Annotated in this window: 19 protein-coding genes and 1 tRNA gene; 14 read left to right on the top strand and 6 right to left on the bottom strand. The window is 65.1% G+C overall.

Annotation, left to right across the window (positions count from 1 at the left end; genetic code table 11):
• Positions 1 to 1,036, bottom strand: a 1,036-nt coding sequence (locus HW577_RS05775) for a type VI secretion system contractile sheath domain-containing protein (RefSeq protein ID WP_198375117.1), incomplete at its 3' end; no start/stop codon positions are given.
• Positions 1,037 to 1,109: 73 nt separating this feature from the next.
• Here HW577_RS05775 and HW577_RS05770 point away from each other — a divergent pair.
• Positions 1,110 to 2,270, top strand: a complete 1,161-nt coding sequence (locus HW577_RS05770; protein ID WP_198375116.1) for an MFS transporter — start codon at positions 1,110 to 1,112, stop codon at positions 2,268 to 2,270.
• Between the two features lie 11 nt (positions 2,271 to 2,281).
• On the opposite strand, the gene HW577_RS05765 is transcribed toward HW577_RS05770, so the two are convergent.
• The 3 genes from HW577_RS05765 to HW577_RS05755 form a co-directional block, all read right to left on the bottom strand.
• Positions 2,282 to 2,509: a hypothetical protein gene (locus HW577_RS05765; protein WP_198375115.1), complete on the bottom strand. Its 228-nt coding sequence runs from the start codon at positions 2,507 to 2,509 to the stop codon at positions 2,282 to 2,284.
• A 72-nt stretch (positions 2,510 to 2,581) separates the two neighbouring features.
• Positions 2,582 to 3,385 carry an FkbM family methyltransferase gene (locus tag HW577_RS05760; RefSeq protein WP_198375114.1) on the bottom strand — a complete coding sequence of 268 codons (804 nt, stop codon included), beginning with the start codon at positions 3,383 to 3,385 and terminating at the stop codon, positions 2,582 to 2,584.
• A gap of 12 nt (positions 3,386 to 3,397) precedes the next feature.
• Positions 3,398 to 4,144, bottom strand: a complete 747-nt coding sequence (locus HW577_RS05755; protein ID WP_198375113.1) for an FkbM family methyltransferase — start codon at positions 4,142 to 4,144, stop codon at positions 3,398 to 3,400.
• A gap of 262 nt (positions 4,145 to 4,406) precedes the next feature.
• On the opposite strand from HW577_RS05755, the gene HW577_RS05750 reads away from it, so the two are divergent.
• The 11 genes from HW577_RS05750 (at position 4,407) to HW577_RS05700 (ending at position 22,819) form a co-directional block, all read left to right on the top strand.
• Positions 4,407 to 5,663: a site-specific integrase gene (locus HW577_RS05750; RefSeq protein WP_198375112.1), complete on the top strand. Its 1,257-nt coding sequence runs from the start codon at positions 4,407 to 4,409 to the stop codon at positions 5,661 to 5,663.
• A complete protein-coding gene (locus HW577_RS05745; protein WP_198375111.1) occupies positions 5,660 to 6,262 on the top strand; it encodes a hypothetical protein in 603 nt (200 codons plus the stop codon). Before HW577_RS05750 ends, HW577_RS05745 begins: the two co-directional genes overlap by 4 nt.
• A 92-nt stretch (positions 6,263 to 6,354) precedes the next feature.
• On the top strand, positions 6,355 to 6,567 hold the full coding sequence (locus HW577_RS05740; protein ID WP_198375110.1) for a helix-turn-helix transcriptional regulator: 213 nt from the start codon (positions 6,355 to 6,357) through the stop codon (positions 6,565 to 6,567).
• Between the two features lie 357 nt (positions 6,568 to 6,924).
• Positions 6,925 to 9,102 (top strand): AAA family ATPase, encoded by a 2,178-nt coding sequence (locus HW577_RS05735; protein WP_198375109.1) that lies wholly within the window; start codon positions 6,925 to 6,927, stop codon positions 9,100 to 9,102.
• A gap of 1,018 nt (positions 9,103 to 10,120) precedes the next feature.
• Entirely contained in the window at positions 10,121 to 13,222 is a 3,102-nt protein-coding gene (locus HW577_RS05730; protein WP_198375108.1) for an ATP-binding protein, read from the top strand.
• The gene (locus tag HW577_RS05725) at positions 13,219 to 13,692 is read left to right on the top strand and encodes a DUF7680 family protein (protein ID WP_198375107.1); all 474 of its coding nucleotides are present in this window, start codon (positions 13,219 to 13,221) and stop codon (positions 13,690 to 13,692) included. The genes HW577_RS05730 and HW577_RS05725 overlap by 4 nt, the downstream gene beginning before the upstream one ends.
• Before the next feature lie 14 nt (positions 13,693 to 13,706).
• The gene (locus HW577_RS05720; protein WP_198375106.1) at positions 13,707 to 15,008 is read left to right on the top strand and encodes an AAA family ATPase; all 1,302 of its coding nucleotides are present in this window, start codon (positions 13,707 to 13,709) and stop codon (positions 15,006 to 15,008) included.
• The gene (locus tag HW577_RS05715; protein ID WP_232474707.1) at positions 15,005 to 15,757 is read left to right on the top strand and encodes a retron system putative HNH endonuclease; all 753 of its coding nucleotides are present in this window, start codon (positions 15,005 to 15,007) and stop codon (positions 15,755 to 15,757) included. Before HW577_RS05720 ends, HW577_RS05715 begins: the two co-directional genes overlap by 4 nt.
• On the top strand, positions 15,754 to 18,687 hold the full coding sequence (locus HW577_RS05710) for a DUF1156 domain-containing protein (protein ID WP_198375104.1): 2,934 nt from the start codon (positions 15,754 to 15,756) through the stop codon (positions 18,685 to 18,687). Before HW577_RS05715 ends, HW577_RS05710 begins: the two co-directional genes overlap by 4 nt.
• 2 nt (positions 18,688 to 18,689) lie before the next feature.
• Positions 18,690 to 19,658, top strand: coding sequence for a DUF932 domain-containing protein (locus HW577_RS05705; protein ID WP_198375103.1), 969 nt, complete (start codon positions 18,690 to 18,692; stop codon positions 19,656 to 19,658).
• The gene (locus HW577_RS05700; RefSeq protein ID WP_198375102.1) at positions 19,658 to 22,819 is read left to right on the top strand and encodes an SNF2-related protein; all 3,162 of its coding nucleotides are present in this window, start codon (positions 19,658 to 19,660) and stop codon (positions 22,817 to 22,819) included. Before HW577_RS05705 ends, HW577_RS05700 begins: the two co-directional genes overlap by 1 nt.
• On the opposite strand, the gene HW577_RS05695 is transcribed toward HW577_RS05700, so the two are convergent.
• Together HW577_RS05695 and HW577_RS05690 are read right to left on the bottom strand one after the other, a co-directional pair.
• Positions 22,793 to 23,194, bottom strand: coding sequence for a hypothetical protein (locus tag HW577_RS05695; RefSeq protein ID WP_198375101.1), 402 nt, complete (start codon positions 23,192 to 23,194; stop codon positions 22,793 to 22,795). The genes HW577_RS05700 and HW577_RS05695 overlap by 27 nt on opposite strands.
• Positions 23,195 to 23,391: 197 nt before the next feature.
• Positions 23,392 to 23,466 (bottom strand) — tRNA-Thr (locus tag HW577_RS05690).
• Positions 23,467 to 23,588: 122 nt separating this feature from the next.
• Between HW577_RS05690 and HW577_RS05685 the strand changes: the two genes are divergently transcribed.
• Positions 23,589 to 24,581, top strand: a complete 993-nt coding sequence (locus HW577_RS05685) for an efflux RND transporter periplasmic adaptor subunit (protein ID WP_198375100.1) — start codon at positions 23,589 to 23,591, stop codon at positions 24,579 to 24,581.
• Positions 24,578 to 25,822, top strand: coding sequence for an ABC transporter permease (locus HW577_RS05680; protein ID WP_198375099.1), 1,245 nt, complete (start codon positions 24,578 to 24,580; stop codon positions 25,820 to 25,822). Before HW577_RS05685 ends, HW577_RS05680 begins: the two co-directional genes overlap by 4 nt.
• Positions 25,823 to 25,929: the final 107 nt, after the last annotated feature.

Genomic DNA, 25,929 nt, shown 5'->3' with positions numbered 1-25,929 from the left:
CGCGCCCGGCGCGCAGTTCGTCCCGCGCGCGGAGCGCGGCCCCCTGCAGGATGCGCCCGACGGCCAGCACCCAGGGCATCCGCGCGGCGAGTGCGGCATCCTGGTTCGCCGCCGCCGCCTGGAAGCGCGGCGGGCGATGGAGCGTCGGGGCCATGCGGACCACCGCGCTGTCCGCCCCGCGCGGGACCAGCAGCGTGAGGCCGAGCGTGGCGAGTGCCACCTCCTGCCCATCGGCGGGATCGCATTCGGTGGGCACGCGGCCGATCGGGGGCAGGCCGGGCTCGGTCCCGTCCTCCCGCCCCTCGATCGCCGCCCCCCAGCCTTCGCGGGCAAAGGAGGCGGCGATGCGGCCGGCGAGCACCCAGCCGCCGCCGGCAAAGCGCGGTGCGCCCGCCCCGCCGCGGGCGAGCACGCGCGGGGCGACGAGGGCGAGGAAGCGCGCCTCCTCGCTCTCCCGCAGGGATCGCCAGGGGATGTGGCGCGGGCCTTCATGCACGCGGGCAAGCCCGCCCGCCCCCGGCAGCGCGCCCCAGTCGGGCAGGTCGAGCAGCGCGGGCGCGGCATGCGCGACGACGGGCACGAAGGCGCCGGCACCGGCGGCGGCGAGGCCGCGCAGGACGAGCACGTCGTCCGGCTCCGCCCCGAAGTCGAGATCGGCGAGCAGCAGGCCGAAGGGTTCCCCGCCGCCCAGGCCCTCATGCCAGAGCAGGGTGCAGAGGTCGCTGTCCTCCGGGTCCTGAACGGCGCGCTGGTCACGCACGGCCTCCCGCTTCGTCAGCGGCATCAGCTTCACCACCAGCGGCCCATTCTGCGGCGCGGTGGCGAGGCGATGCAGCGACCGCCAGGCGGCCTCGAGCGCCACGAAGCGCGGATGGTTGCGGATCGCCGATTGCAGCAGCGCGATCGCGGTCTCGACCTTGGCGAGCGCGGCAGCCTCCGCACCGGCGGCCGAGGGTGCGGCGGCGCGCTGCGTTTCCTCGGTCGCGGCGAGGATCGCGGCGAGCGGGTCCTCCGCGCCATCCTGTGTGTCGGGCATCTCGGCACCTCCATCGCCAGCCTATGCCGAAAGCGGCGGCGGCGTCTTGACGCGGCGGCGGGGCGGGAGACCTATGAGGCGCTTGCGCCCCGACCTTGCCCTTCTTCCCCTGCTCGCCGCGGCCGGCTTCGCCGCCGGCGGTGGGATGCGGCTGATGGACCCGCTGCTGCCGCTGCTGGCGGCGGATTTCGGCGTGGGCGTCGCGGCCCTCGCGCCCGTCGTCGCGGGGTTCAGCCTGGCCTATGGGGCGGGGCAGCTGGTGACCGGGCCGCTCGGCGACCGGTATGGCAAGGTGCGCGTCGCCGCGCTGGCCCTGGTGCTCTACGGGCTGGGGCTCGCGGTCTCGGCGCTCGCCTGGGATGCGGGGTCGATGGCGCTGCTGCGCACGGCGACGGGGCTGGTGGCGGGCGCGGTCATTCCGCTCGCCATCGCTTGGATCGGCGACGCGGTGCCGTACGCGGAACGGCAGGCAACGATCGGGCGGTTCCTCACCGGCATGGTGATGGCGCAACTGCTGGTGGGTCCGCTATCGGGGATCGTCGCGGAATTCGCCGGGTGGCGGGCGTCCTTCCTGCTGCTGGCGGCACTCGCGCTCGGCGTCGGGCTGCTGATGGTGCGCCGCGCGCCAGTGGAGGCACCTTCAGGCAAGGTGCGGGGGCTGGGGCTGTCGCAATACGGGGTGCTGCTGCGCGCGCCGGCGGGGCGGCGGCTGATGGGGGCCGCGGCGCTCGATGGCGCGGCGCTGTTCGGCGGCGCCTTCCCCTTCATCGGCGCCTATCTGATCGAGCGCTTCGCGCTTTCCCCCGCCGAGGCGGGGCTGGTGGTGGCGGGCTTCGGGCTTGGCGCCTTCGCCTATACGCGCGCGGCGAAGCGGCTGGTCGCGCGGCTGGGGGAACGCGGCCTGGTCGCGGCGGGCGGGGCGGTGCTGGTGCTCGCGCTGCTGGGGATGGCGGCCGCACCCGTCTGGTGGGTGGTGGCGCTGATGCAGCTGCCCTGCGGCATGGCCTTCTACATGTTCCACGGCGTGCTGCAGGCGCGCGCGACGGAAGCCCTCCCGGACGCCCGGGCGACCGCGGTGTCCGCCTTCGCGATGGCGCTGTTCCTCGGGCAGAGCGTGGGCGCGCTGGCCTTCGGCGCGGTGCTGCACGCGGCGGGCTATGGCGCGGTCTTCGCAGGCGCGGCGCTGCTGACGGCGGGACTCGCGGCGTGGGTGGCGCGGATGCCGTTGCGATGAGGCGTGGCGGCTCAGGTGCCGTCGGGCGTCTCGTCTTCCTCGACCATCGCGGCCTTCAACTGCTCGGTGCTGATGAGGAGGATCTTGCGCGCGTCGAGGATCTGCGGCGCCTGGTCCTGCAGCGTCTCCCACCGCGCCTCGACCGCGTCGAGGGCGGCGTCGAGGTCGGGGAAGGTCTCGGTTTCAGGCGCGCTGCTGCTGCCGCGCCAGCGCAGGGTGACGGGTCCGGTTGTGGTCATGGTGGCGTTGCCGTCGCTGGGATGCCGATGGCTGTGATGGATAAGGGGATGCGGGCGGCTTGGCCAGGGGTGTCAGCCGAGGCGCGGCAGCACGTCCCGCCGAAAGCCGGGGGAGAGGAAGATCGCGTCGCCGTAGCGCAGTTGGCCGTCCGGCCCGCGCTGGCCCACGAATATGTCATAGAGGTCGTAGCCATGCCCGCGCAGCAGGCTCCAGATTTCATCGAGCAGCGGCGCGCCTTCGTAATGCGGGATGGCGAAGAACTCGGTGAAGATGAGGCTGATGCGCCCGGCGCCGAGCAAGCCGGCCGCGCCGCGCAGGATCGAGTGCTCCGCGCCCTGGGTGTCGAGCTTGAGGATGTCGATCGCCTGGACCCCTTGCGACGCGCAGTGCGCGTCGAGCGTCAGGCCCGGCACGCGGACCGTCTCCGCCATGTCGTGCTCGGGGGCGAAGTAGGCGCGGCCGGTGGTGTTGCGCGGAAAGAGCGAGGAGGTGGGCGCGAAGTGCCCGCGATGGAACGTCACCTCCCCTGCCACGTCGAGCAACGCGGCGTGCGTCGCGCGGATGCGCGCATCGCCCGCGAAGCGGTCCCGCACGCGCGCGAAGGTGTCGGGCTGCGCTTCGAACAGGTGGTAGTCGGCTTCGGGGAAGATGGTCAGCAGGCGTGCGGTGAAGTCGCCCTGGAAGGCGCCGACATCGAAGATGGTGCGTGGGCTGAAGGCGGGCGCGAAGCGGCGAAGCGCTCCGTCGATGTCGGCGAAGAAATCGACGGGGGGCGCAGGTTGGAGCGCCGGTGCCGGCACGGGCACGGGCACGGGCGTCGGCGCGGAGGCAGGGGCGGCGCGCCAGCGGCGCAACCAGGGAAGTATGGCCGTCATCCCGCCGATCCTTCAGTCACGCCGCCGAGCGACGACGATGCCGTCAGGCTGGTCTGGCGGCGCCTGGTCCTCGAACAGGATGTCGTGTCGGCGCGCGAGCAGGTCGCGCACGCCGGCATGGATGTCGGCGCCATGCGTGCCGATGATCCAGGTCCGCGGGCCGCGCCCGTCGGCCAGCATCGCGGAGGCTTCGAGCACCGAAAGCTCATGCCCCTGGATGTCGAGCTTGGCGAGGTCCACCTCGACCCCAACGCGCGCGAGCAGGCCGTCGAGGTCCACCGCCTCGACCGCAATGACACCGGGCGGCATGTCCGCGCCGCGACCGAAGGGCCAGAGCCGGCGCTTGGGCAGCGCGACTTCGGGCGCGAGGTGTGCGCCGTAGCTGTTGAGTGCGAAGGCGACGATGCCCGGGTGCGGCGCGACCGCGACTCGCACGAGTTCCACGTCCCGCGCGCCGAGGCCGTTGAGCGCGAGCGTCTCCGCGAAGCGGGCGTGGAAATCCGGGTTCGGGTCGACGGCGACGATGCGCGCATCCGGACGGCGCCGACGCACGAGGATCGCGTAGTAGCCGAGCGCGGCACCGATATCGACAAAGGTGAAGCGGCCTGGCGGCGCTTCGTCGAGCACGCGGTCGAACCAGCCTTCCTCGACCGGTTCGTGGCGTGGTTCGGCCTGGGTGCGGTAGCGCGCGATCTGCGCGGGCAACAGGTCCGACTCGAAGAGCCGGATGCCGTTGGCAAAGGTGAAGGTGGCCGACATGGGGAGTGTCTAGCAGACACGCGGCCGAGAGCCAGGGGGAGGGACGATCCGACCGGGGAATGGTGCCGGCACGCGGATTTGAACCGCGGACCTACTGATTACGAATAAGCAAACTCGGGTCCGCAAAAGTCGCCACGAATCGCCATAACCTACCTTTTTCCTTGAATTCTGGATCGGACCACCTGACTCTCGCTGCCATGGATTGCCTTGCGGACCCGCCTGCCGGGTCCGCACGGGGTCCGCAGAAAGGGTAAGCGGGTCCATGCCGAAACTGTCCGAGAAGGCGATTGCCGCGCTCAGCATCCCCACTGGGAAGCGTGAGGCGTGGCTGTCCGACGCCGAGGTTGCTGGGCTGCGCGTCCGGGCCATGGCGGGCCAGAAGACCTTCTATGCCTGTTGGACCGATCGAGCGTCGGGCGAGCGGCGACGGGAGCGCCTAGGAACCTGGGGCGCCCTCACGCTGGAAAAGGCGCGCGAGGCCGCCCGCGCCATCCTCGGCGACCTGGCGAAGAACATTGACCCGGCTGCGGTGCGGCGTGAGCGGCGCGAGGCGGCCGAGGCGGCGAAAGCCGAGGCCGCGCTCACACTGGCCGCGCTGGTGGATGATTGGGCAGCCCTGCATCTCGCGCACCGCCGCCCGCGCTATCGCGCCGAGGCGGTTCGGGCGCTGCGCCATGCCTTCGCGGTTCACCTTACCAAGCCTGCCGCACGGCTGACAAAGGCCGAGGTTGTCGCGGTGCTCGACGGACTCACGAAAGGCGGGCACGCCGCCATGGCGGGCCGCACGCTGGCCTATGGGCGCGCCTGCTACACCTGGGCGGTGAAGCGCGGGCGGCTGCCCAGCAACCCCTTCGCGGGCGTGCCCGTCGCGGCTGGCGTGCTCGCCCGTGAGCGGGTCCTGTCGGCCGAGGAAGTCGGCCGCATCTGGAACGCCGCGATGGGGATGGCCGAGCCGTTCGGGCCGCTGTTCCGCGTGCTGCTGCTAACGCTGGCGCGTCGCGAGGAAGTCGCAGGCATGCGGTGGTCGGAACTCTCGGCGGACCTCGCAACTTGGACGATTCCGGGCAACCGCATGAAGCGTGGCGCCGCGCACGTGGTCGCGTTGCCCGAGGCCGCACGGGAGGCGCTGCGCACTGTCAAGCGCATCAACGGGCAAGACCTGGTTTTCAGCACCACCGGCAAGACGCCCGTGAGCGGCTTTACGAAGGCGAAGACGGCGCTCGACAAGGCGGCGAAGGTGACGGGCTGGCGCCTGCACGATATGCGGCGCTCGGGCGTATCCGCGCTCGCCGCGATGGGGTTCAACCCGGTGGTCGCGGACCTACTGTTGGCGCATCGGCCGGCGACGCTTTCCAGCGTGGCCCGCGTTTATCAGCGGCATGACTACGCCGCCGAGCGCGAGGCCGCGCTGAAAGTCTGGGCCGAGCATGTGCTACGCTGCGCGAAGAGGGGCGAGGGCGAGGTAGCAAACGTCACGAGCATCACGGAGCATCGCGCGAAGCAGGGCTCGCGGCGATGAGACGCAGGCGGCCCTCAAATGATGATTTTCTGAGCGCGATGCAGGTGCCGAAAGGCGCTACCGGCTACTTGAATGACGTCGGATGGCTGACGCCTGAGAGGGAAGCAGCGATAGACGACGCGCGCGGAGCCCTTGTCGAGGCCGCACGGAAGCTCGCGATCGTCAGCTCCCCAGAACACACGGCACAAACGCTCGCTCGTCTTGCGGAAATGATTCGCGAGCATGGATCCGATGGACAGGCGGTCGTAGCGTCGAGACGAGTTCATGTTGATCCCATGTCCCCAGAGCTAACCGAGCCGCCGCTGCCCGAGATCATTTTGGCCTTGTGCGCCGCAACTGATTGGTCAGCGGCGAAGATCGGCACACATCTACACACCGCGCAGCCTGGGAGATTTGGTAACTCCGCGCAGGCGATCGCAAAGGCGGTTACCCGCATACGGCGCGTTACACCGGCCACAAAGCTGATGAAGAGCCTTGAGCAATGGATCGGCAAGAGCCTCGACGGATCAGCTCTTCGGCTGACAAAGGACGACCAAGCGCGCTTCGTCTGTTCGTGCATCTCGGCTGCTACGCTGCCAGAGGTCGCGCGGGACAAATGACTGCCGAGCGGGTTTGTCCCGTGCTTCTGGCAACGCAGGGTGATCATTGGAAGTCCTCTGCGACGCAAGTCGCAACACGGAGGGCCAAACCAATGGACGAATATCTTGATGAAGTGGCGCTCGCCAAGCGCCTTAAGCTTAGTCGTCGATCAATCCAGCGTTTTCGAACGACCGGCGAGGGGCCGCCCTTTGTGCGCGTCGGCCAGCGTCGCGTGGCCTATCGCCTCGCAGACGTGGAGGCGTGGGCTGAAGCCCGCACCTTCCGACATCGTGCTGCCGAGATGGCGGGCAAGAGCCGCAAATAGGAAAGCCCCGGCGCGCCAGAGACGCGGCCGGGGGCGAGGCACTACCGCAAGCACGCCTGACAAACAGGCTCTACCTCGCATTTCCAGCGTGTTTCGCCGCGCGCCCTCTTCACGAGGACGCACGACCATGGACGATTGCGACATACACGACGACGACGCGCGAATGCGCGCGCTCGGCGTGAATCGGAAGGGACGACGGGCACTTCGAAAGATCAGTCGCGGTCCGGAAATACGGGCTGCACTCGCGACATCGCTGCCCGCGCTCGCGATTGAGGACTGCGCCCGGATGGATAGTGCCGCACCGGTAGATTTCCGGATGGATCAGCGTGCCTCTAAGACCAGGCGAGGACACACGCCATGAGTGTTAATTTCAGGTCTAGCTCCAGGGCGATTGATGCGATCGCAGAGTTCGACGCAAAACTGAATGAATTATCGCCCGATCGGCGCGTGATGCAGCGACACCTGACGCGCGCCTTCGGCTATATGCCGCAGGCATATCCCGGTGGATTACTTGAGTTGCGGGCTATCCATCCGACAGGACGGGTCCGAGTTCAGCTTTTTGACTGCGACGCGTCGGGAATCGCCAAAGCTGCTCGATGGGCCGCACGGCGGAACGCACACGGCTTCAACGTCTATTTCGGCATCAATCCGCGGCGGCCTGGCACGCGCCGTAACCGTGCGGCGAGCGCAGCGGACGTCGAAGTGGCAACGGCGCATGTCCTCGACTTGGATGGCGCGCGCGACACCAAATCGGTTATCGCCAAGCTGACGCCGCCGCCGCGCATCATCGTAACCACCGGCACCATTCCAAACAGGCGGGCGCATATCTGGTGGTTTCTGAATGAGCTCCAACGCGACTTGCCAGGATGGAGCAATGCTCAGAGCCGGCTCGCCACTGCGAACGGCGGCGACCCAAGCGTCAGCGACCCAGCGCGCGTCATGCGTCTTGCTGGATCGCTGAGTTTCCCGAACGCGTCGAAGCGAGCGCGCGGCTATGTTACGGAGTTAACAGCCCTATTGTGCGTCGGCGATGCGGCACGGACCGTGTCGCCTGATGACGTCACCCACCTCTGCGGTGGCGCTGAGGCGTCCGATCCTTCGCGGGACATCGAAGCAGAAGATCCGTTCGCGGAAATCCCGCATACGCTTCTTCCAGCACCGCCGGAGGAACGCGTGAAGGAGGCACTTTCTTGGATACCTCCGGACGTGAAGCGATTGGAGTGGATAAAGGTTTGCGCCGGCCTCCGCGACTGGCAGTGTGAGACCGGCGCGGACGGCTTCGCCCTCTTTCTCGAATGGTCGCGTGGCGATCTGCGTCGGGACGGGCCGCAAGAGCCCGACTCTTTCGTGAGTGAGGACGACTGCCGGCGGGCGTGGGAGTCGCTGCGCGACTCTCACTTGCGCCCGGCAACAATCGCGAGCGTTCTCCACATGGCGCGCGAGCATGATTGGCCTGACAAGATGGTACGGGATGCCGGAACAGCTGACTGGCATTCAAGGCTGTTGATTGAGTCGATGAAGGAGGCGGCATCGGCGTCCCGTCCGTCATGGCTCGTGCATGAACTGCTCACCGAGGGAACGGTGAATCTGGTTCTTGGGCCGCCGGCTTCCGGAAAGACTCTTGTCGCCCTTCTTCTGGCGATCTCGATTGCCGCCGGAAGTGACTTCGCCGGCCGTGACGTGCGCCGCGGCCCTGCGCTCTATCTCGCAGCGGAGGATGCGGGCAGCATCCGCCGCCGCTTGGCTGCACTCCTACTCGATCATGGGGACGTTCCGGGTCTCTACCTGCTAACCGCCAAATCAGGCGCACCAGACCTTCGGAAGCGTGAGACCGAGGATGCGCAAGCGCTCCTTTCAGCCTGCGCCGAGTTTCGCCCGGCGCTCGTGGTGGTAGACACCTACGCCGCAGCCACACCCGGCGCGGACGAAAACAACGGCGCGGAGATGGGTGCCGCCTATGCCCTGCTCAGCGAGATCGCCTCACGAGGCCCGACGGTGCTCGTGCTTCACCATCCAAAGAAGGGAGGCAGCGATGACGCGCGGGGACACGGATCTCAGGTCGCGACCGTTGCAACAGCCATCGCTGTCGAGAAGGGCAGTCGCGGACTGATCCGCGCCCGCGTCGTGAAGGCCCGCGACGCTTCCCCCGATCAATCCTTCGCTTTTCGCGTGGAGACCCGCGAAGTCGGGACGGACGCCAAGGGGCGGGCCGTGTCGGCTGCCATCGCGGTCGAGGCAGACGCCGCCGAGGTCGCCGCAGCACGCCAGCCAAGGTCTGCACGCGAGGTTGCCCTTTCAGTGCTCCGGGCGCAGGCGGCAACCCCCGAGGGCATAGCCATGGAAGCGGCGATTGGTGCTTGCATCGCGGCTGGCGTGAGTGCGGCGGACACTCCTGCTGACCAGCGCCGCGCCGCACGTCGCGCGATCAACGACCTCGTGCGGGACGGGCTCCTTCGCAGTGATAGCGAGCGCTTGCACCTCCCGACCGCGATCACCGAGGGCGAAGCCGAAGCGGTTTTCGGGGGCGCACCATGACCTACGTCCCCGGACAGCGCGGAAGCGACTGCAGCACGAGGGGCCTCCCTTCTCTGGCCCGAACAGAGGCCGGACAAGCCCGGACACGTCCGGCTTCTGTCCGGCTTGGCGCCCTGGATGGGCCGGACGGACAGGACAACCCCCTAGGGGTGTCCGTCCGCCCGCCCGTCCGCCCAGTTCTCGGATGTCTGATCGGAAAATCCCCCCCCCCCCTCCGGCGAATCACGAATTCCTCGCCCGTGATCGTGCGCGCGAATCACGCCATCCCGTATTCCCGGCCTGTGGACGGCGTCTCGCGCCCGCTCGGTGGGTAGCCTTGTCGGGAGGCCGACAACCGCTTTCTCCGCCTCCCCTGGCCGCGCGCGGCCAAGACTAATCGGGTAGGTGTCATGTTCACTGCCTAGCAAAATCGAAAGCCGGGGCTCAGCGCCCCCCGCCGGACCGTCGACCCGCGAGAGGGACCCGCGGTGTCGCGGCGTGAAACTCCGCTCCGCGCGACAGGGCAGCAGGCAGTTGCGTACGAGCATTTCGAATCGCGCTCCCTCCGCCAGTTCCCTTGGACGTCCCGCTCTCCACCGGACCGACCGTCGCGCTGAGTGGCAGGTTTCCTGGGATTTTCAGGGCGGATCTGTTGACCGGCCCGGCTCGGAGACGGCGGCAAACCGCTCTCCGGAGGCCAATTCTCTCCGGACCTCCTGATTTGGCCGATTTAGTACGGAACTCAAAACCCTTGCTAAAAGACTGGTTTCAGCGCGGCCGGCACTTGCCCCGTTTCGAACCACACTTGCCCGAAATCCGTACTTCGAGAGCGAACAATTTGGTACGGCAACCAATAACTGCCAGCGACGAACTCCGCCTCCATCCGATCGAACCGCCTTCTCGGTCTCAGATCGGACACCGAGAAGAGTCAAAGTAGAGACAGCAATCATCCGGACAGATGCTCGTCACGCGTATAGGTGGCGGAACGGGCCGACCGCTGCCATCCTATGCTCACGATAGAAACTAACCGGCGAGCCGCATGACACTGTCCACCATTTTTGAGCTTTGCACGCCCCGCCCAGACGTCCTCGCTGGAACGTCGTCGGATTCGGATTTTGCAGCCGACCTGGCCCATGTCCTTCGCGGACACGGGGCGCCAGCAGAGTATGCCGACGCGGCGCGTTTCTTCTCAAACACGTACCCGACGCGCGGCCTCCAGAGCCTCCTCCGCAACGTCTGTGGAAGGATAAGCGGGCGCGGCGCCTCTGTGGCAGCCATTTTCCGGCTCGATACGAGCTTTGGTGGCGGCAAGACCCACGGCTTGATCGCCCTCGTTCACGCCGCCCGCGGGATGCCCGGCGTCAACGATCCATCAGAATTCATTGATCCCTCGCTCATTCCCCAGGAACCAGTCCGGGTCGCGGCATTTGACGGTGAGAATGCCGACCCGGCCAATGGACGGCGTATGGGTGATGGCGTGATGGCGTTCACGCCCTGGGGCGAGATTGCCTACGCCCTAGCCGGTGCTGCGGGATATGAGCGCGTCCGCCGCTCGGATGAAGAGGGCATTGCCCCCGGCGCGGAAACCATTGCAGAGCTATTCGGCGGCCAACCCGCCCTCATCCTGCTCGATGAGCTCGCGATCTATCTGAGCAAGGTCTGGAACCGCCCCGGCGCCCGGGATCAGTTGACCGCCTTCCTCACCGGCCTCTTCAAGGCGGTCGAATCGTCACCTCGGGCCGCGGTCGTCTACACCCTTGCCATCGGCAAAGACGGCAAGACGGGGGACGCCTACTCGGCCCAGAACCAGTTCGTCGCGGAGAAGATGGCCGAGGCTGAGAGCGTCAGTGCCCGCAAGGCCACGCTGCTCAACCCCACCGAGGATGATGAGACGGTGCATGTCCTGCGCCGCCGCCTGTTCTCGCGCATCGATGATGCGGCAGCCGCCGCTGTTGTCGCCCAGTACCGCGACCTCTGGGGCCACAATAAGTCGGTGCTCTGCGACGAGGCGTCGAAGCCCTCGACAGTCGCCGGCTTTGCCGACAGCTACCCGCTTCATCCCGACGTGCTGGACACCTTCACATCGAAGACTGCGACGCTGCAGAACTTCCAGCGTGTACGCGGCATGCTCCGCATCCTTGGCCGCACCGTTGCCGAGCTCTGGCGAACCCGCCCAGCCGACGCCTTTGCCATCCATCTGCATCACGTGGATCCCGGAAACGAGGCGATCCGCCAAGAAATCGTCACGCGCCTTCAGCAGTCCATCTACGTGCCGGCCATTCGCTCCGACATTGCTGGCGAAGCCGGGAGGGAGGCTCTGGCACAGGAGATCGACACCCGGAATCACAAGGGCCTGCCGCCCTACACGGCCTATGTCGCCCGTTCCGTGCTGATGCATACCCTTGCGTTCAACGAGCAGCTGAAGGGAGCTACGCCGGAGCACATCCGATATTCAGTGCTCGGCCCCAGCACAGACATCTCCTTTATTGAGGAGGCCCGGAAGGCATTCGTCGCCGGCTCTGCCTACTTGGACGACCGCCCAGGGGCGCCGATGCGGTTCCTGGCCGAAGCGAACCTGACGCAAATCATCCGCCGCGAAGAGCTGAGCGTCGACCCTGGCGAACTGCGGGTGCAGCTGAACGATCGGATCAAGTCGATCTTCGCCGGCAGCGTCATGGAATCCGTTCCGTTCCCCGCGGGCCCGTTCGACGTGCCGGACGAAGTTGGCAACGGCCGTCCCCTCCTGGTGGTGCTGTCACCGGATGCCTGCGCGGTCGGGCAGACGGTCGAGACCATCCCCGACCTCGTCGCCCGCATCTATGAGCGCAAGGGCGCAGATGGCGGAAGCCTCCGGCTCTTCCGCAACAACCTGGTGTTCGTGGCAGCTGAAGAAGGCCGCATCGAGGAGGTTCGGCGGAAGACCGCGCGTCGACTGGCGCTGCGCGACCTGAAGGACGGGGCGCGTCTCAAGGACCTCGCTGAGCATCAGCAGGCCAAGGTGAAGGAACTGGAGTCGCGGTCCGAGGCCGATGTCGCCATCGCCATCCAGCAAGCGTTCCGTCACCTATTCTATCCCTCGCAGGCGCGGCTTTCCGGCGCCGCGGTGTCACTCGCCCATTCCGCGCTCGATACCCATTCGGTCAGCGAGAAGCCGGGCTCTGGCCAGCAGCAGGTTGTCCGCGCGCTGCGCGACTATCGCAAACTACGGATGCCCGAGGACGAGCCAGACGCCCCGGCCTATGTCCGCGATCGAACCCAACTCAAGAAGGGTCAGATCACCACCGCGGCGCTCCGCGAAGAATTCCGCCGCGATGCGGCCCTACCGATTCTGATCGGCGATGACGTGTTCACCAAGGGCATCCGGAAGGGCGTCGAGGCGGGCGAGTACGTGTATCGCCGCGGCGACCTGCTCTACGGTCCCGGCGACGCCTATGCCGCGATCCAGATCGACGAACAGGCCGCCGTCTTCACCATGGCCTTCGCCAAGGAGCAGGGCATCTGGCCGCGGCCACAGCCGAAGCCCGAACCGCAAACCGACAGCGGGGGGGGCGGCGGCTACGCCGCAGGTGGCGATGGCACGGCAAGCAGCGCGCAAGAGACACAGGGTCCCTCTCCAACCTCAGGCGCCTCTACCGGTGGGACGTCAACGCCCGGTGGCGGAAGCCAGCAGCAGTCGGGCGGGACCAGCCAGCAGGCCGCGCCTCTGAAGGCGGAGGGTGTGCTGCGTGAAGCGCTAATCCGGCTTTGGGAACAGGCTCGCGGCCGCAAGGCGGCGCGGCTCGGCAGCCTCGCGATCCGCGTGTTCGATGCCCAGGACGGCTTCCGGCTTCTGGGCGTCGTCGCCGCCGTTCGCGTCGCCGATGGAAAGAAGGCCACGATCACCGGCAGCTACGAGACCACCGCCGGCAGCACCCTGACTGTGGAATTCGAGGGCACGCCGCAGGACGCTGCACCGCTGAAGGACTTCCTCGATCCACAGATCCGGGCCGCGGCAGAGAAGCAGGTCGAAGTCCGCTTCGACCTCGCCTTTACCGAGGGCTTGGCCATGGATGGCGACGCCCCAGAAAAACTGACGGAGCAGTTGACGCGCCTCGCCACCGGTGCCGCCTATGTCGAGGCTCTGGCGGAGGCAAAATCATGAGTGGACGAATCGCGCGACTTCCGAGCCCGCCCACCCCGGCGTCAGCTCCCTCCTTCGAGGTGCGCACGGTGCGGCATGGGCCGGCCGACACCGAGGTCGAGGTCTGGCAGCTTCCGTCACAGGCTTCGCCGCAACTCACGGCGCCCGTGCGGCTGGCCGGCCTCCGGGGCCGCAACCTCGGCTTGGTTGAGCATAGGGTGCTGAAGCTGCTCGCGGCCGCAGGACTGAAGTTTAACCCGCGCGCCGGACGGAAAGAGGCACTGATCTTGCCGGAAGACCAAGCGCTCCGTCTCGGCCTGCTGTTCCGTGTACTCGCGCCAATGCGATCTCGCGATAACATCAGGGCCGCGGCTGAAGGGATCGAGGCTATGGGGCGCGAAGAAGCTGCGTATTGGCTCGGCATGGCAATGCACCGGAAAAACCCTAGGCGCGTGCTAACAGCATTACGAATTCTGATGACTGCCACGTAGATATAGGCCCGCTTATGAAAATTGACTCAATTCATGTCAAGAACTTCCGCGCCATCCGGGACCTCGAGCTTCCGCTTGATCGTTCTCTGACAGTTTTGCACGGCAATAATGCACAAGGTAAGACTAGCGTACTTAGTGCAATCGCACTTGGGCTGAGTCGTATACCGAAGCTGCTCGGAGCTCCCAAATCCAATACGTTCAATGCTGCTGATGTTCGGATGGGATCGCATTCTACAGAAGTAACTTTGAAATCTACTTCTGGAATGAAATGGACCACCAAAGAACTTTCGAATGATTTTCCTAAATACGTTCGAAGTTTAGATAATTCACGTAGCTCTGACAAGGATTTGCAGATCTGGATCAAAGCAATTTCAAAAGAAATTGATGAAGGTGTAACGGTGGACCTGCCAGTGATCGCATTTTACGACACGGAACGCGCCGTATTTGGCCTGCCGCAACGCCGCCGTGACTTTGTTGAGAAGTTCAACAGACTCGACGCTTACAAGGATTCGTTGGCAGCGAAGAGTAGCTTTAAGTCACTATTTGAGTGGTTTTATGCCAAAGAGAGTGACGAGCTTCGTTTGCGGCGAGACGGGCCCGACAAGAAAGCGATCCTACCCGAACTCCGCGCGGTTCGCCTGGCGATAGAAGGAATGATGCCCGATATCCATGATCCACATATTGAAACCAATCCACTGCGGTTTGTGGTCCGGATGGGGGATGCAGGTAAAAAAGGAACCCGTCTTGCGCTCGATCAATTGAGCGGGGGCTACAGAATTATGTTGGCCGTTGCTTCAGATTTGGCGCGCAGAATGGCATTGGCAAACCCACATCTGCCCGACCCGTTGGCGTCGGAGGCGATCGTACTAATCGATGAGGTTGAGCTGCATCTCCACCCCGACTGGCAGCAACGGGTGCTGATCGACCTTAATCGAACCTTCCCCAACACCCAATTCATCGTCTCGACGCACAGCCCGCAGGTCCTTACCACCGTCAGGCCAGAGCAAATCATCAGGTTACGCTCTGTCGACGACAACGTCATCGCTGAGCGCGAGACAGCGCCGACATTCGGTAACGAAGCTGGAAACGTATTGTCGTCCGTGATGGGCGTCCAGGAGAGGCCGGACACCAACCCGTTTTCTTACAAGCTTCGTCGATATCGAGATTTGATCGCTTTGGGCGATGGTGTCTCGGATGAAGCCCGGGCACTGCGCGCGGAACTCGATGCGCTGTCGCCGCACGACCCGGCCTTGGCCGCCGCTGATGTGGATATCGATCGCCAAAGAATTTTGCGCGAGCTCGCTGCTCGGAAATGAAGCCAGTCCGCGGTCTATCTGGACCTCCACCAGGTCTAAAGCGCTTCTGTGACGATCCGTCACAACCCCAGAATTGGGAGACGTTCGGGGATTTTGAGAGCGGAGCGGCTAAGCAGGAAGTGGCGAACGCGCTCGCAAGAAGCCAGCGCGGCCTGTGTTGCTATTGTGAGGCGACGCTAGTCTCCGGCGATCGCCAGGTGGAGCATGTGGTGCCCAGAAGCGACCCGCTGCACGGCTCAGCTCGTGCTGTCGATGCAACCAACATGCTTGCAAGCTGCAAAGGCGGGACTGAACGAAATTTTGCCGTTGATGCGTTGAACGATCCCGCACGTTATTTGCCGCCGGTTCGAGATAACATGAGTTGTGGCCAGCGGAAGGGCGAGACGATTGTCATGGATCCGCGCAACCTTCCACCCGCGCGATCTATTTTTGTGGTCGCAGCAGACGGAAAAATCTTGACTGATCCGAGCGTCTGCATCGAACACGGAATCGACGCCAATGAAGCCGATAAGGCAATCATTGATTTGGGTCTCAACGTCGAGCGATTGCGCATCCAGCGGGCTGCAATCTTGGCATCGCTGTCCAGCGTTCCGGCCGATGCCGTGGTTTGGGATGCGCTCGCCCGCGGTACTTTGCTTCCTGATGAAGGCGGTCAGCTTCGCCCCTGGTTCACTACGACGCGCTCGTTTTTTCGTGAGCTTGCGGAGAGTATTTTGGCTCAGCCGCCTCAGGATTGGATCGCCGCATGACCGACACCCGCTTAATCGAACGCTGGCTGCCGATTGCGGCGATCGGGATCGAGAGTCTGCGCGAGCGAACCCCAATGACGCCGTTCCCGGCGCCCAACCGGCTCCATGTCTGGTGGGCGCGGCGCCCCCTGGTGGCAAGTCGCGCAGCTGTTCTGGCTTCGGTGCTGCCAGCAGATGCGGATCGAGGACGTTTTCTCCATGCGCTCGGCATCCACGGCGACCCGGTGGCTGCCAAGGTTCGCATCGCTACCGCGGATCGAAACAATGAGCGGCTGGGCAAGGATGCGTACGGCTATCCCCGCGCATTCGGATGGGCACTCGACGAGTATGACCGTGCCTGGATGAAGGGCAACGGGATGACCGCAGCAGTCACAGTCCTGGATCCGACGGCGGGTGGCGGCTCCATCCCCTTCGAGGCTGCGCGGTTGGGCGCAACCGCATTTTCGAATGACCTAAACCCAGTCGCAGCACTTCTTCAGACGGCAACTATCGAGTATCCGCTGAAGTACGGAGCTGCACTCCAGCCCGCTTTCGACGCGTTGGGCAAGGAGTTCACCCGTCGAGTGCGCGAGCGTTTACAGGGCATCTTCCCGGACGAGCCTGAGCGAGACACGCGCCCGGACGGGTACCTTTGGGCTCGTACTATCCAATGCCCATACTGCGAGGGGCTCGTCCCGCTCTCCCCCAACTGGCGGCTGGCCCCTGACGGGACTGGAGTACGACTCATGCCGCGCTTAGGCAAAGGACCCGGCGATCCAGAACGGCGCTGCGATTTTGTAATAGTAAGTAGATCTGTTGAGCACTCTGCTGGCACAATTTTGGATGGTGATGGCACCTGCCCGTTCTCCGATTGCGGTAAAGTTATCGACGGCGACGAGATCAAGCGCCAAGCGCGCGCCGGCAGGATGGGCGAACAACTGTTCGCTATCGTATTCAAGCGTCGTATTGAAACAACCACTAAGGGTGGAAAGAAAGGCCGTGACAAATGGGAGCGCGGCTACCGCGCGCCTCGGCCGGAGGACGACAATAGCGTCGAGATCGCGAAGCGTCTCGCGGAAAAGATGGACGAGTGGGAAGCGCTAGATTTTATTCCAAAAGAACAAATTTCTGTAATATCAAACTACGATCGCGGTCATCGTATGTATGGCATGAATATGTGGCGCGACATGTTCAACAATCGTCATCTAATTTGCCATGGCGAGAGCGTCTCTGTTTTTCGTGAGATGCTAGATGCGCGCGCCGCTCAAGGCCGCCTCAGTCCGATCGATAAGGCAGCGTTTGTATATTTATCTTTAGCAATCGATACCATGGTCAATTATAGCAGCAGAGCCTGCAGATGGGATATTGTAACCGAAAGAGTAAGGTCCGTATTTGATCGTCATGGCTTTGCGATGCTGTGGTCATACGGCGAGATGGCATGCTTAGTCGAGGGGCTTGGGTATGATTGGGCTATAGAAAAAACCTCCGACTGCATTAAAGAGTTGGTTTCACTCTCTCGACCAGATGCCGCTGAAGACGGCTTGCTCTTGCGGCGATCTCCATCAATAGAGCCGCCGTCAGTAACGATTACCTGCAAGTCTGGTGACGTGCTGGATCACATTAGTGATGTCAGTGTTGACGTCATCGTTATGGACCCGCCGTACTATGACAATGTAATGTATGCGGAGTTAAGCTACTTTTTCTATGTATGGCTGAAGCGCACCGCAGGTCAGGTAGCGCCGGAATTTTTCACTCGGACGGGCCCTGACATAGAGAATGAGGCTGTTGCCAACGCCGCAAAATTCGTTGGCCAGAAGGGCGCAAAGGCTCTCGCAGGGCGTGACTACCAGCAGCGCATGGCTCACATTTTCGAAGAGTGCCGCCGCGTCCTGAAACCCAACGGTATCATGACGCTGATGTTCACCCACAAGGCGACCGGCGCCTGGGATGCGCTAACCAAGGGACTGATGCAGGCCGGCTTCATCATTACCGCGAGCTGGCCCATCAACACTGAGGCCGAGGGCAGCTTGCACATCAAGGACAAGTCGGCCGCCAACTCCACCATCTTCCTTGTCTGTCGCCCGCGCCTCGCGGCGCTGCCCGATGCCGAGTCTGAGTATTGGGAGGATGTAGAACCGCTCGTGGCCGCCGCCGTGCGCCGGCGCGTTGAGGAGTTCCAGAAGGCCGGGATTGGCGGCGTGGATCTCTACCTCGCCTGCTTCGGTCCGGCGCTGGAGGAGTTCTCCCGCCACTGGCCGCTCAAGCGCGGTACACCACGGCCGACGCCGGAAGCCAAGCGCCGGCAGCGCCAGACGGCGCTGTTCGAGGAGGAGTGGGACCCCTACGCCGTGACGCCCGAGGACGCGCTGGATGCCGCACGCCGTGAGGTGAAGCGGTGGCGCCTCGAAGCCCTCGGCCAGAAGCAGGGCCGTACCGAGCTCGATCCGCTGACCAGCTTCTTCGTCCTTGCCTGGGACAGCTTCCGCGCGCCCGTCTTCCCTTACGACGAAGCCCTGCGTCTCGCCCGCGCTGTTGGTGTGGACCTGGACAGCCAGGTGGTCGGCGTACTCGCCGAGAAGAAGGGCAGCGACCTGCTGCTGTGGGATAGCGGCAAGCGCGCGGCGAAGGCTTCGCTGGGCGCACCGGATGGCAGCCGCGCGATGATCGATGCCCTGCACCACGCGGCCCACTCCGCGCGAACCAAGACACTCGCGGCGGCGAAGGAAGCACTGGAAAAACGCGGCCTGCTGGGCGAGGCCAGCTTCCGCCTGGCGCTACAATTGGTGCTGGAGGTGCTGCCGGTCAGCCGCGCCTTCTCCGGCGTCACGCTGGATGGCGATGTTGGGGCGGCAAGCAATGACTTCGAGGCGCTCGAAAACCTGCGTCGCCTTGCCCTCTCCGACGAGGTGCCCGCGCCAGAGCAGCTGAAGCTTTGGACGGAAATGGCGTGACCATGGAGTGCAAGCGCCTCCCGCGGACTGAGGCTGTCTGGCAGGGGCAGTCCGTCTACCGCTTCAAGGGCATGCTCGCGGAACTCGAGGGCGTTCTGCCGCGGTTCGCCCGCGTGCGGCTGACCCACGAAGATGCGCTGAACGAATACCTCGATCTGGTGCTGCGTGAGCCCACGGATGACGACGACCGCCGCGTGCCCGTCGCAACCGTCTCCCGCCGCTACGCGCTGATCCAACACCAAGACACAGTCGCGTGGGTGCGGAAGGCGTTTGAGGAACAGAAGTGGGATCCCTCGACGATCGGGATCACCGCCTGGATGTCCGAATATGGTGAGCGCTTTCGCGCTGAGATCGCGCTGCCCGTCGAAACCGAGGCGGTGAACGTTGGCGACATGCTTCGCGCCGAGGTGCGCTTGTGGAACTCAGTGGATCGCTCGCGCGCCTTCGAGGTTGCCATTGGGTGGATGCGGCTGATCTGCACGAACGGCCTCGCGGTGTGGAGCGGCGATCGGCTCCGAAAAATACACCACGTCGATTGGATGTCGCGCGAGTCACCGATGGATTTCTTGCTGGAGCGGCTTCCGAGATCGCGCGATCAGGTAGCCGAGCTTCGCCGCTGGACAGAGGTGAAGATCACCATGGACAAGCTGGTGGGTTGGGTTGATGGCGATGTCTCGACCAAATGGGGAAAGACCCGCGCCGCGCGCGTGCTGCACATTTCCCGGACCGGCTCCGACTGTGCGGTTGGTCGTCATGCAGAAGCGCGGAAACCCAGCGAGCTTGAGGTAACCGGGCTTGCTAAGGTGCCTGGTGCTCCTGCGAAGACGGGCAATGTCTATGATCTGTACCAGACTCTGCTCTGGCTTGCCGGTCAGGAGCGGTCACTCGAACAGCGCGAGAGTATGACAGCTGAAACTCTCTCGCTGATCGCCACACTCCTACCGCAGAACATGAGGGGCGCGGCTGCCTAATGCCGATTCTGCGCGACCGTGAATGGCGGCTGAAATACACGCCGGATAGCGGTGATCTTGTCGCGGGCTTCTACGTGCACCTCCTGGATTGCGCGGTCCGCTACGACCGGCTGACAGGCTATTTCAACGCCGCGGCGTTGGCCCTGGCTGCCCGCGGCGTCGAGGGCATGGTCGCCAATGGCGGTGTCATGCGGATGATCGTCGGCTGCACGCTTGGGCAGGCTGAAATCGATGCCATCGAGCATGGGGCGAAACTGCGTGAGGCGGTGGAAGGCAAGCTGGCCGCAATGCCCCTAGCCCCGACTGATGTGGGAATGGCGCAGGCCATCGAGCTTCTGGCGTGGCTCGTCGCGCAAGGGCGACTGGAAGTGAAGGTCGCTGTGCCGTGCGACGAGTATCGCCGGCCCATCACAGCAGAAGGGCTGTTCCACGAGAAGGCAGGCATCGTGGAGGATAAGACTGGCGAGTCTGTCGCGTTCAACGGCTCACTGAACGAGACGGCGGCCGGCTGGACGAAGAACTGGGAGAGCTTGAACGTCTTCACAACCTGGCGCGACGCTGATCGGGTGCGTGAAGAGGCCGAGAATTTCGCGCGCCTTTGGGCCGACCAGTCGAAGCATGCTGTCGTGCTGGACGTACCCGCTGCCGTCCGTGCTGATCTGCTTCGCTTTCTGCCCGAAGGTGATGCTCCAGCCAGGCTGAAGACCAAGGTGGCGGAGCCGAAGCCCACTGCACCTCCGTCCGCCGAGCCACCTGTCCCCGCAATGGACCTGCGTCGTGCGGTCTGGAGCTTCATTCACGCCGCTGCGTCCATGCCAAACGGCGGGACGGAAGTCGGCGAAGCCACCAGTGCAGTCACACCCTGGCCGCACCAGAGGCGCGCCTTCCATCGCCTTTACGACAACTGGCCGCCAAAGCTTCTGATCGCTGATGAGGTCGGTCTCGGCAAGACGATTCAGGCCGGCATGCTGCTTCGACAAGCATGGCTTGCGGGTAGGGCGAAGCGCATTCTGATCCTCGCACCGAAGGCGGTGCTGCGGCAGTGGCAGATCGAACTCCGCGAGAAGTTCAATCTGAACTGGCCGATTTACGATGGTGAGAAGCTGAACTGGTATCCCAGCCCGGCAATGCGCGGGCGACACGAGCGACCAGTCAGCAAATCCGATTGGCACAAAGAGCCGATCGTCATCGCGTCGTCTCACCTTCTTCGTCGCGCCGACCGGGCAGCAGAAGTCCTGACTTCTGAGCCCTGGGATCTCGTTGTCCTTGACGAAGCGCATCACGCACGGCGTCGCGGCGCGGGTAGCGCTCAGGAGGGTGGGCCGAACGCGCTGCTGCGCCTCATGCGCGGCATGAAGGAGCGAACCTCCGGCCTGGTGCTCCTCACTGCAACACCTATGCAGGTCCACCCGGTCGAAGTTTTCGATCTGCTCAGCCTACTGGGTCTGCCGCCTGCGTGGAACCAGAGTGCCTTCCTCGGCTTCTTCAACGACATCAACCAAGACAGTCCGAGCCAGGATGCATTCGAGCGCATGGCGGCGATGTTCCGCGCCGTCGAGGCGAGTTATGGAGCGGTCGGACCGAATGCTGTGCAGCGGCTCGGCATCAGCAGCGGTCTCCGGGCCAAGCGCTTGCTTAATGCGCTTCGAGACGAGTCGAGCATTCCACGGAAAACGCTGGAGACCGCGGACCGGAAAGTCGCGCTGAAGCTCATGCGACAAAACACGCCCATCGCCCGCTTGGTTTCCCGGCACACCCGCGAACTGCTCCGAGCATACCATAAGGCCGGCAAGCTCACGACGCGGATCGCCGATCGGAAAGTTGAGGATCGCTTTATCGATCTCTCGCCCGCGGAGCGCGAGATTTACGAGGCCGTCGAGGACTACATTTCGACCACCTATAACAAGGCGATGACAAGCGGCGTCTCGGCTCAGAAGCGAAGCGCCGTGGGATTTGTGATGACGATCTACCGTCGTCGTTTGGCAAGCAGCTTCCGCGCACTTCAGACGACGCTGGAAGGCCAATTGGAAGCTGTGCGCCACCCCAATGGCGATGGCTTTGGGCAGGCACTCGCAGAGGGCGTCGATGACGAGGATGGCGAAGACACGGACGAGGATGATGCCGCCGCCCTCGCCAGGGATGCGATGCTACTTGAGGAAAAGAGCGAGATTGAGCGGCTGATCGATCTGATTCGTCGCCTACCGCCTGACACAAAGGCCGAGCGCCTCCGTGAGGAGATCGCGGAGCTTCGCGCTGGCGGCTACGGCCAGGTGATGGTGTTCACCCAGTTCACGGACACGATGGATTTTCTACGAGAACAACTCAGCCTGGTGCCCGGACTGCGCATCATGTGTTTCTCGGGACGAGGCGGTGAAGTCCTAGCAGCGGACGGGTCGTGGCGCCGGATCTCGCGAGACGACGTGAAGCGCCGGTTTCGAGAGGGCTCTGCAGATGTCCTGCTGTGCACTGACGCTGCCGCCGAGGGCCTGAACTTTCAGTTTTGCGGCGCGCTGGTGAACTTCGACATGCCTTGGAATCCAATGCGTGTCGAACAGCGCATCGGGCGCATAGACCGGCTCGGGCAGCGGTATCCAGATATCCGCATCATCAACCTCCACTACTCGGATACGGTGGAAGCCGACGTTTACGTGGCCCTCCGCCATCGTATTGGCCTGTTTCAGCAAGTCGTGGGAGGCCTCCAACCAATCCTGGCACGTATGCCGCGACTGATCGCTGAGCGCGTTCTCGCCGGCCGATCGGGAAGCGAGGAAGGCCGCCAGGAGGCGGTGAGGGATATTGAGGCTGAGGCCGACCGCGCCGAAGGTGGCTTTGATCTGGACGCAGTGACCGAGAACGAGCTCGACGAATTGCCGCACGGTGGGGCGGCGCTGACGATGGATGATCTCGAATCGGTTGTGCGTGAACCCGCGCTCTTGCCGCCGGGCATGGAAGCCCAAGCCATGCGATCACGGGAGTGGAAGTTCCGGCAGCCGGGAATGACGGAAGCTGTGCGGGTGGCCACTGACCCGAGTTACTATGAGGAGAATGCTGAGTCCGTTGAGCTTTGGAGCCCTGGAAACCCGACGTTTCCGCTCAGAGACGGTGACAACATTGTTTCTGACGCCAAGCGCCTCTCAGATATCCTCTCGCGATCGATATAGGCCGTTTCGGCTGCCTGGTTGATGCTCCCACTCCACCGGAAGCGGCTGCATCAGCTCCGGCAGCGTCATCCCGTCCGACTGCCGCCCGCCCAGGATCGCCTCGACGATTTCGGGGGACAGCAGCGTGAGGCGCAGCAAGCGCGAGACGTAAGACGAGTTGATCATCTCCGCCGCGGCTAATTCGCTGATTGTGGCAAAGCGCCCGGTCTCCATCATCCGCTGCCACCGGAAGGCCCGCGCCACCGCCTTGATCAGCGTGATGTCTCGCCGGCGCTCCAGCGCCAGCACGCCGGGCGTGACCATCGACTTCCGCCCGCCCCGCGGTTTCACCTGGAGCGGGATTACCACCGTGAGGGTCTGCGCTGCCTCACTCATGCTGCGACCCTCCCTGCCTCGGGTGCCTGGGCAGCAAGGCCTCGCACTAGGCTACTAAGGCCACCCAGCGAGAGCCCTGCATAGCAGCAAGCAACGGCAACGACCCGACCCAGCACTGCCTACGATACGCACATGCCTAGCGGGTCCGCCGGGGGTCCGCAGCCATTCTTCGGATTGCGGAAAACTCGGCTAAGTGCTGGTGCCGGCACGCGGATTTGAACCGCGGACCTACTGATTACGAATCAGTTGCTCTACCACTGAGCTATGCCGGCCCCGACACACCGCACGATCGCGCGGCACGGGCGGCGCTCTCTACCCCCCGCGCGCCCGCCATGCAACCATGTGTTTCGCCACCGCGCGCGGCCCCGGCCCCCGTGCTACTCCATGCCGTGATATGCGCCGTCGACTGATCCTGCTCGCCTTCCTCGCCATCGCCGCCGCCGGGGGCTGGACCTGGTGGTCCATGCCACCCGCCGTGGCCATCGCCATGGCCACCACCGGACCGGCGATCCGCGCCGTCTACGCCACCGGCAGCGTCGAGCCCGTCCACTGGGCCAAGGTCGGACCCGCCATCCGCGCCCGCATCACCGAGGTGCTGGTCGAGGAAGGCCAGCGCGTCGCCGAAGGCCAGCCCATGGCCCGCCTCGACAGCCGCGAAGCCCAGCACCGCGCCGAGGAAACGGACGCCCGCGCCCGCTTCGCGCAGGAGGAACTTGCCCGCGTCCGCACCCTCGTCTCCCGCGACATCGCCTCCCGGGCCGCCCTCGACCGCGCCGAGTCCGAAGCCCGCGCCGTCCGCGCGGTGGCCGAGGCCGCGCAGCGCCGCCTCGACGACTATGTGGTGCGCGCGCCGTCGGACGGCCTGGTGCTCCGCCGCGATGCCGAGGTGGGGGAGGTGGTGGACACCCCCGCCGCGCTGTTCTGGATCGGGGAACCGCGCCCGCTGCGCGTGACATCCGAAGTGGACGAGGAAGACATTGCCCAGGTACGCGAGGGCCAGCGCGTGCTGCTCCGCGCCGATGCCTTCCCCGGCCAGGTGCTGACGGCGACCGTCGCGCAGATCACGCCCAAGGGCGATTCGACGCGCAAATCCTATCGCGTGCGCCTTGCCTTGCCGGACGACACGCCGCTGCTGATCGGCATGACGGTCGAGGCGAACATCGTGCTGCGGGAAACCGACGCGGCCGTGCTCGTGCCGCCAGCCGCGCTGCGCGACGGCGGCGTCTTCGTCGTGCGGCAGGAAACGGTGGAACGCCGCGCGATCGAGGTCGGCGTGCAGGGTCCACGCGCGGTCGAGGTACTGCGCGGCCTCGCGCGCGGGGAAGCGGTCGTGCTGAACCCGCCCGCGGGCCTGGCCGACGGGCAGCAGGTGCGGCTCAGGCCATGAGGCTCATCCTCGACCTTGCGCGCGGCATGCTCTCCCGCCGCCGGCGGCAGACGCTGGTAAGCGTGCTCGGCGTCGCCCTCGGCGTCGCGTTCTTCATCGCCATCGCGTCGCTGATGCGCGGCTTCCAGACCTACTTCATCCAGCAGGTCATCGACGTACAGCCGCACATCGTCATCAAGGACGAGACGCGCCGCCCGCTGCCGCAGGCGGCCCAGATCGCGGTTGCCGATGGCGCGGTCGAGATCAACGGCGTCAAGCCGCGCGACCGGCCGCGCGGCATCCGCGCCGCGGGCGACAAGATCGCGGTGCTGGAAGCCATACCGGGCGCGGCGGTCGCGCCCATCCTCAGCGGGCCGGTGCTGCTGCGCTACGGCTCGCGCGACGTCTCGATCAACGTCACGGGGATCGAACCCGCACGCTACCGCCGCGTCGCCAACCTTGAGAAGGACATGCTGCATGGGCGGCTCGAGGATCTGCGCTCGGCCGCCAACGGGCTGATCATCGGGGATGCGCTCGCGGTCCGCCTCGGGGTGCAGATGGGGGATTCGGTCATCGCCGTCTCCCCGCGCGGCGTCGCGTTGCAGATGAAGATCGTCGGCATCTTCCACACCGGCCTCGTCAGCCTCGACCAGTCGGCAGGCTACACGCTGCTCAAGGTCAACCAGACGCTGCAGGACCGGCCGAACGTCGTGAACCAGATCCTGCTGCGGCTGGCCGACGTCACGCGCGCCGAGCCACTCGCGCGCGAGATCGAGGACCGCTTCGGCGACCGCACCGAGAGCTGGGAGGAGCAGAACCGCAACATCCTCACGGTCTTCGTCATCCAGAACGCCATCATGTACAGCGTCACCGGCGCGATCCTGCTGGTCGCGGCCTTCGGCATCTACAACATTATCTCGACCGTGGTGTTCGAGAAGACACGCGACATCGCCATCCTGAAGTCACTCGGCTTCACCGAACGCGACGTGCAGGTGCTGTTCCTGGTGCAGGGGGTCATCGCGGGGCTGCTCGGCGCGCTGCTGGGCTGCCTGATCGGGCAGTTGATGATCGAGGGGCTGGGGCAGGTGCGCTTCCGCACCGAAACACCGGCGGGCAACGACCGGTTCCTGCTGGCGCAGGATTGGCGGATCTTCGCGGTGGCGTCGTTCTTCGCGGTGGCGTCCGCGGCGATTGCGGCGGTGATTCCTGCAAGGCGGGCGGCGCGGCTCGATCCGGTGCAGATTGTCAGGGGGGCGGCGTGAAGGAAGGTGGGGGGAGTGAACTCCCCCGAGCCCCCTCCTTTTTCTGCCCGTTGGGGGCTGACAGCCGCGGCCGACGCCAGAAGACAAAGAAGGGAGGGGGAACGGGG

Source organism: Neoroseomonas rubea (genome assembly GCF_016106015.1).
GTDB lineage: Bacteria > Pseudomonadota > Alphaproteobacteria > Acetobacterales > Acetobacteraceae > Neoroseomonas > Neoroseomonas rubea.
This window is presented reverse-complemented; position numbering and strand designations above follow the sequence as displayed.

Bases quoted from the DNA above. Each gene is read 5' to 3' on its own strand.
- HW577_RS05770 (WP_198375116.1), top strand. From the start codon at position 1,110: ATGAGGCGCTTGCGCCCCGACCTTGCCCTTCTTCCCCTGCTCGCCGCG.
- HW577_RS05765 (WP_198375115.1), bottom strand. From the start codon at position 2,509: ATGACCACAACCGGACCCGTCACCCTGCGCTGGCGCGGCAGCAGCAGC.
- HW577_RS05760 (WP_198375114.1), bottom strand. From the start codon at position 3,385: ATGACGGCCATACTTCCCTGGTTGCGCCGCTGGCGCGCCGCCCCTGCC.
- HW577_RS05755 (WP_198375113.1), bottom strand. From the start codon at position 4,144: ATGTCGGCCACCTTCACCTTTGCCAACGGCATCCGGCTCTTCGAGTCG.
- HW577_RS05750 (WP_198375112.1), top strand. From the start codon at position 4,407: ATGCCGAAACTGTCCGAGAAGGCGATTGCCGCGCTCAGCATCCCCACT.
- HW577_RS05745 (WP_198375111.1), top strand. From the start codon at position 5,660: ATGAGACGCAGGCGGCCCTCAAATGATGATTTTCTGAGCGCGATGCAG.
- HW577_RS05740 (WP_198375110.1), top strand. From the start codon at position 6,355: ATGGACGAATATCTTGATGAAGTGGCGCTCGCCAAGCGCCTTAAGCTT.
- HW577_RS05735 (WP_198375109.1), top strand. From the start codon at position 6,925: ATGAGTGTTAATTTCAGGTCTAGCTCCAGGGCGATTGATGCGATCGCA.
- HW577_RS05730 (WP_198375108.1), top strand. From the start codon at position 10,121: ATGACACTGTCCACCATTTTTGAGCTTTGCACGCCCCGCCCAGACGTC.
- HW577_RS05725 (WP_198375107.1), top strand. From the start codon at position 13,219: ATGAGTGGACGAATCGCGCGACTTCCGAGCCCGCCCACCCCGGCGTCA.
- HW577_RS05720 (WP_198375106.1), top strand. From the start codon at position 13,707: ATGAAAATTGACTCAATTCATGTCAAGAACTTCCGCGCCATCCGGGAC.
- HW577_RS05715 (WP_232474707.1), top strand. From the start codon at position 15,005: ATGAAGCCAGTCCGCGGTCTATCTGGACCTCCACCAGGTCTAAAGCGC.
- HW577_RS05710 (WP_198375104.1), top strand. From the start codon at position 15,754: ATGACCGACACCCGCTTAATCGAACGCTGGCTGCCGATTGCGGCGATC.
- HW577_RS05705 (WP_198375103.1), top strand. From the start codon at position 18,690: ATGGAGTGCAAGCGCCTCCCGCGGACTGAGGCTGTCTGGCAGGGGCAG.
- HW577_RS05700 (WP_198375102.1), top strand. From the start codon at position 19,658: ATGCCGATTCTGCGCGACCGTGAATGGCGGCTGAAATACACGCCGGAT.
- HW577_RS05695 (WP_198375101.1), bottom strand. From the start codon at position 23,194: ATGAGTGAGGCAGCGCAGACCCTCACGGTGGTAATCCCGCTCCAGGTG.
- HW577_RS05685 (WP_198375100.1), top strand. From the start codon at position 23,589: ATGCGCCGTCGACTGATCCTGCTCGCCTTCCTCGCCATCGCCGCCGCC.
- HW577_RS05680 (WP_198375099.1), top strand. From the start codon at position 24,578: ATGAGGCTCATCCTCGACCTTGCGCGCGGCATGCTCTCCCGCCGCCGG.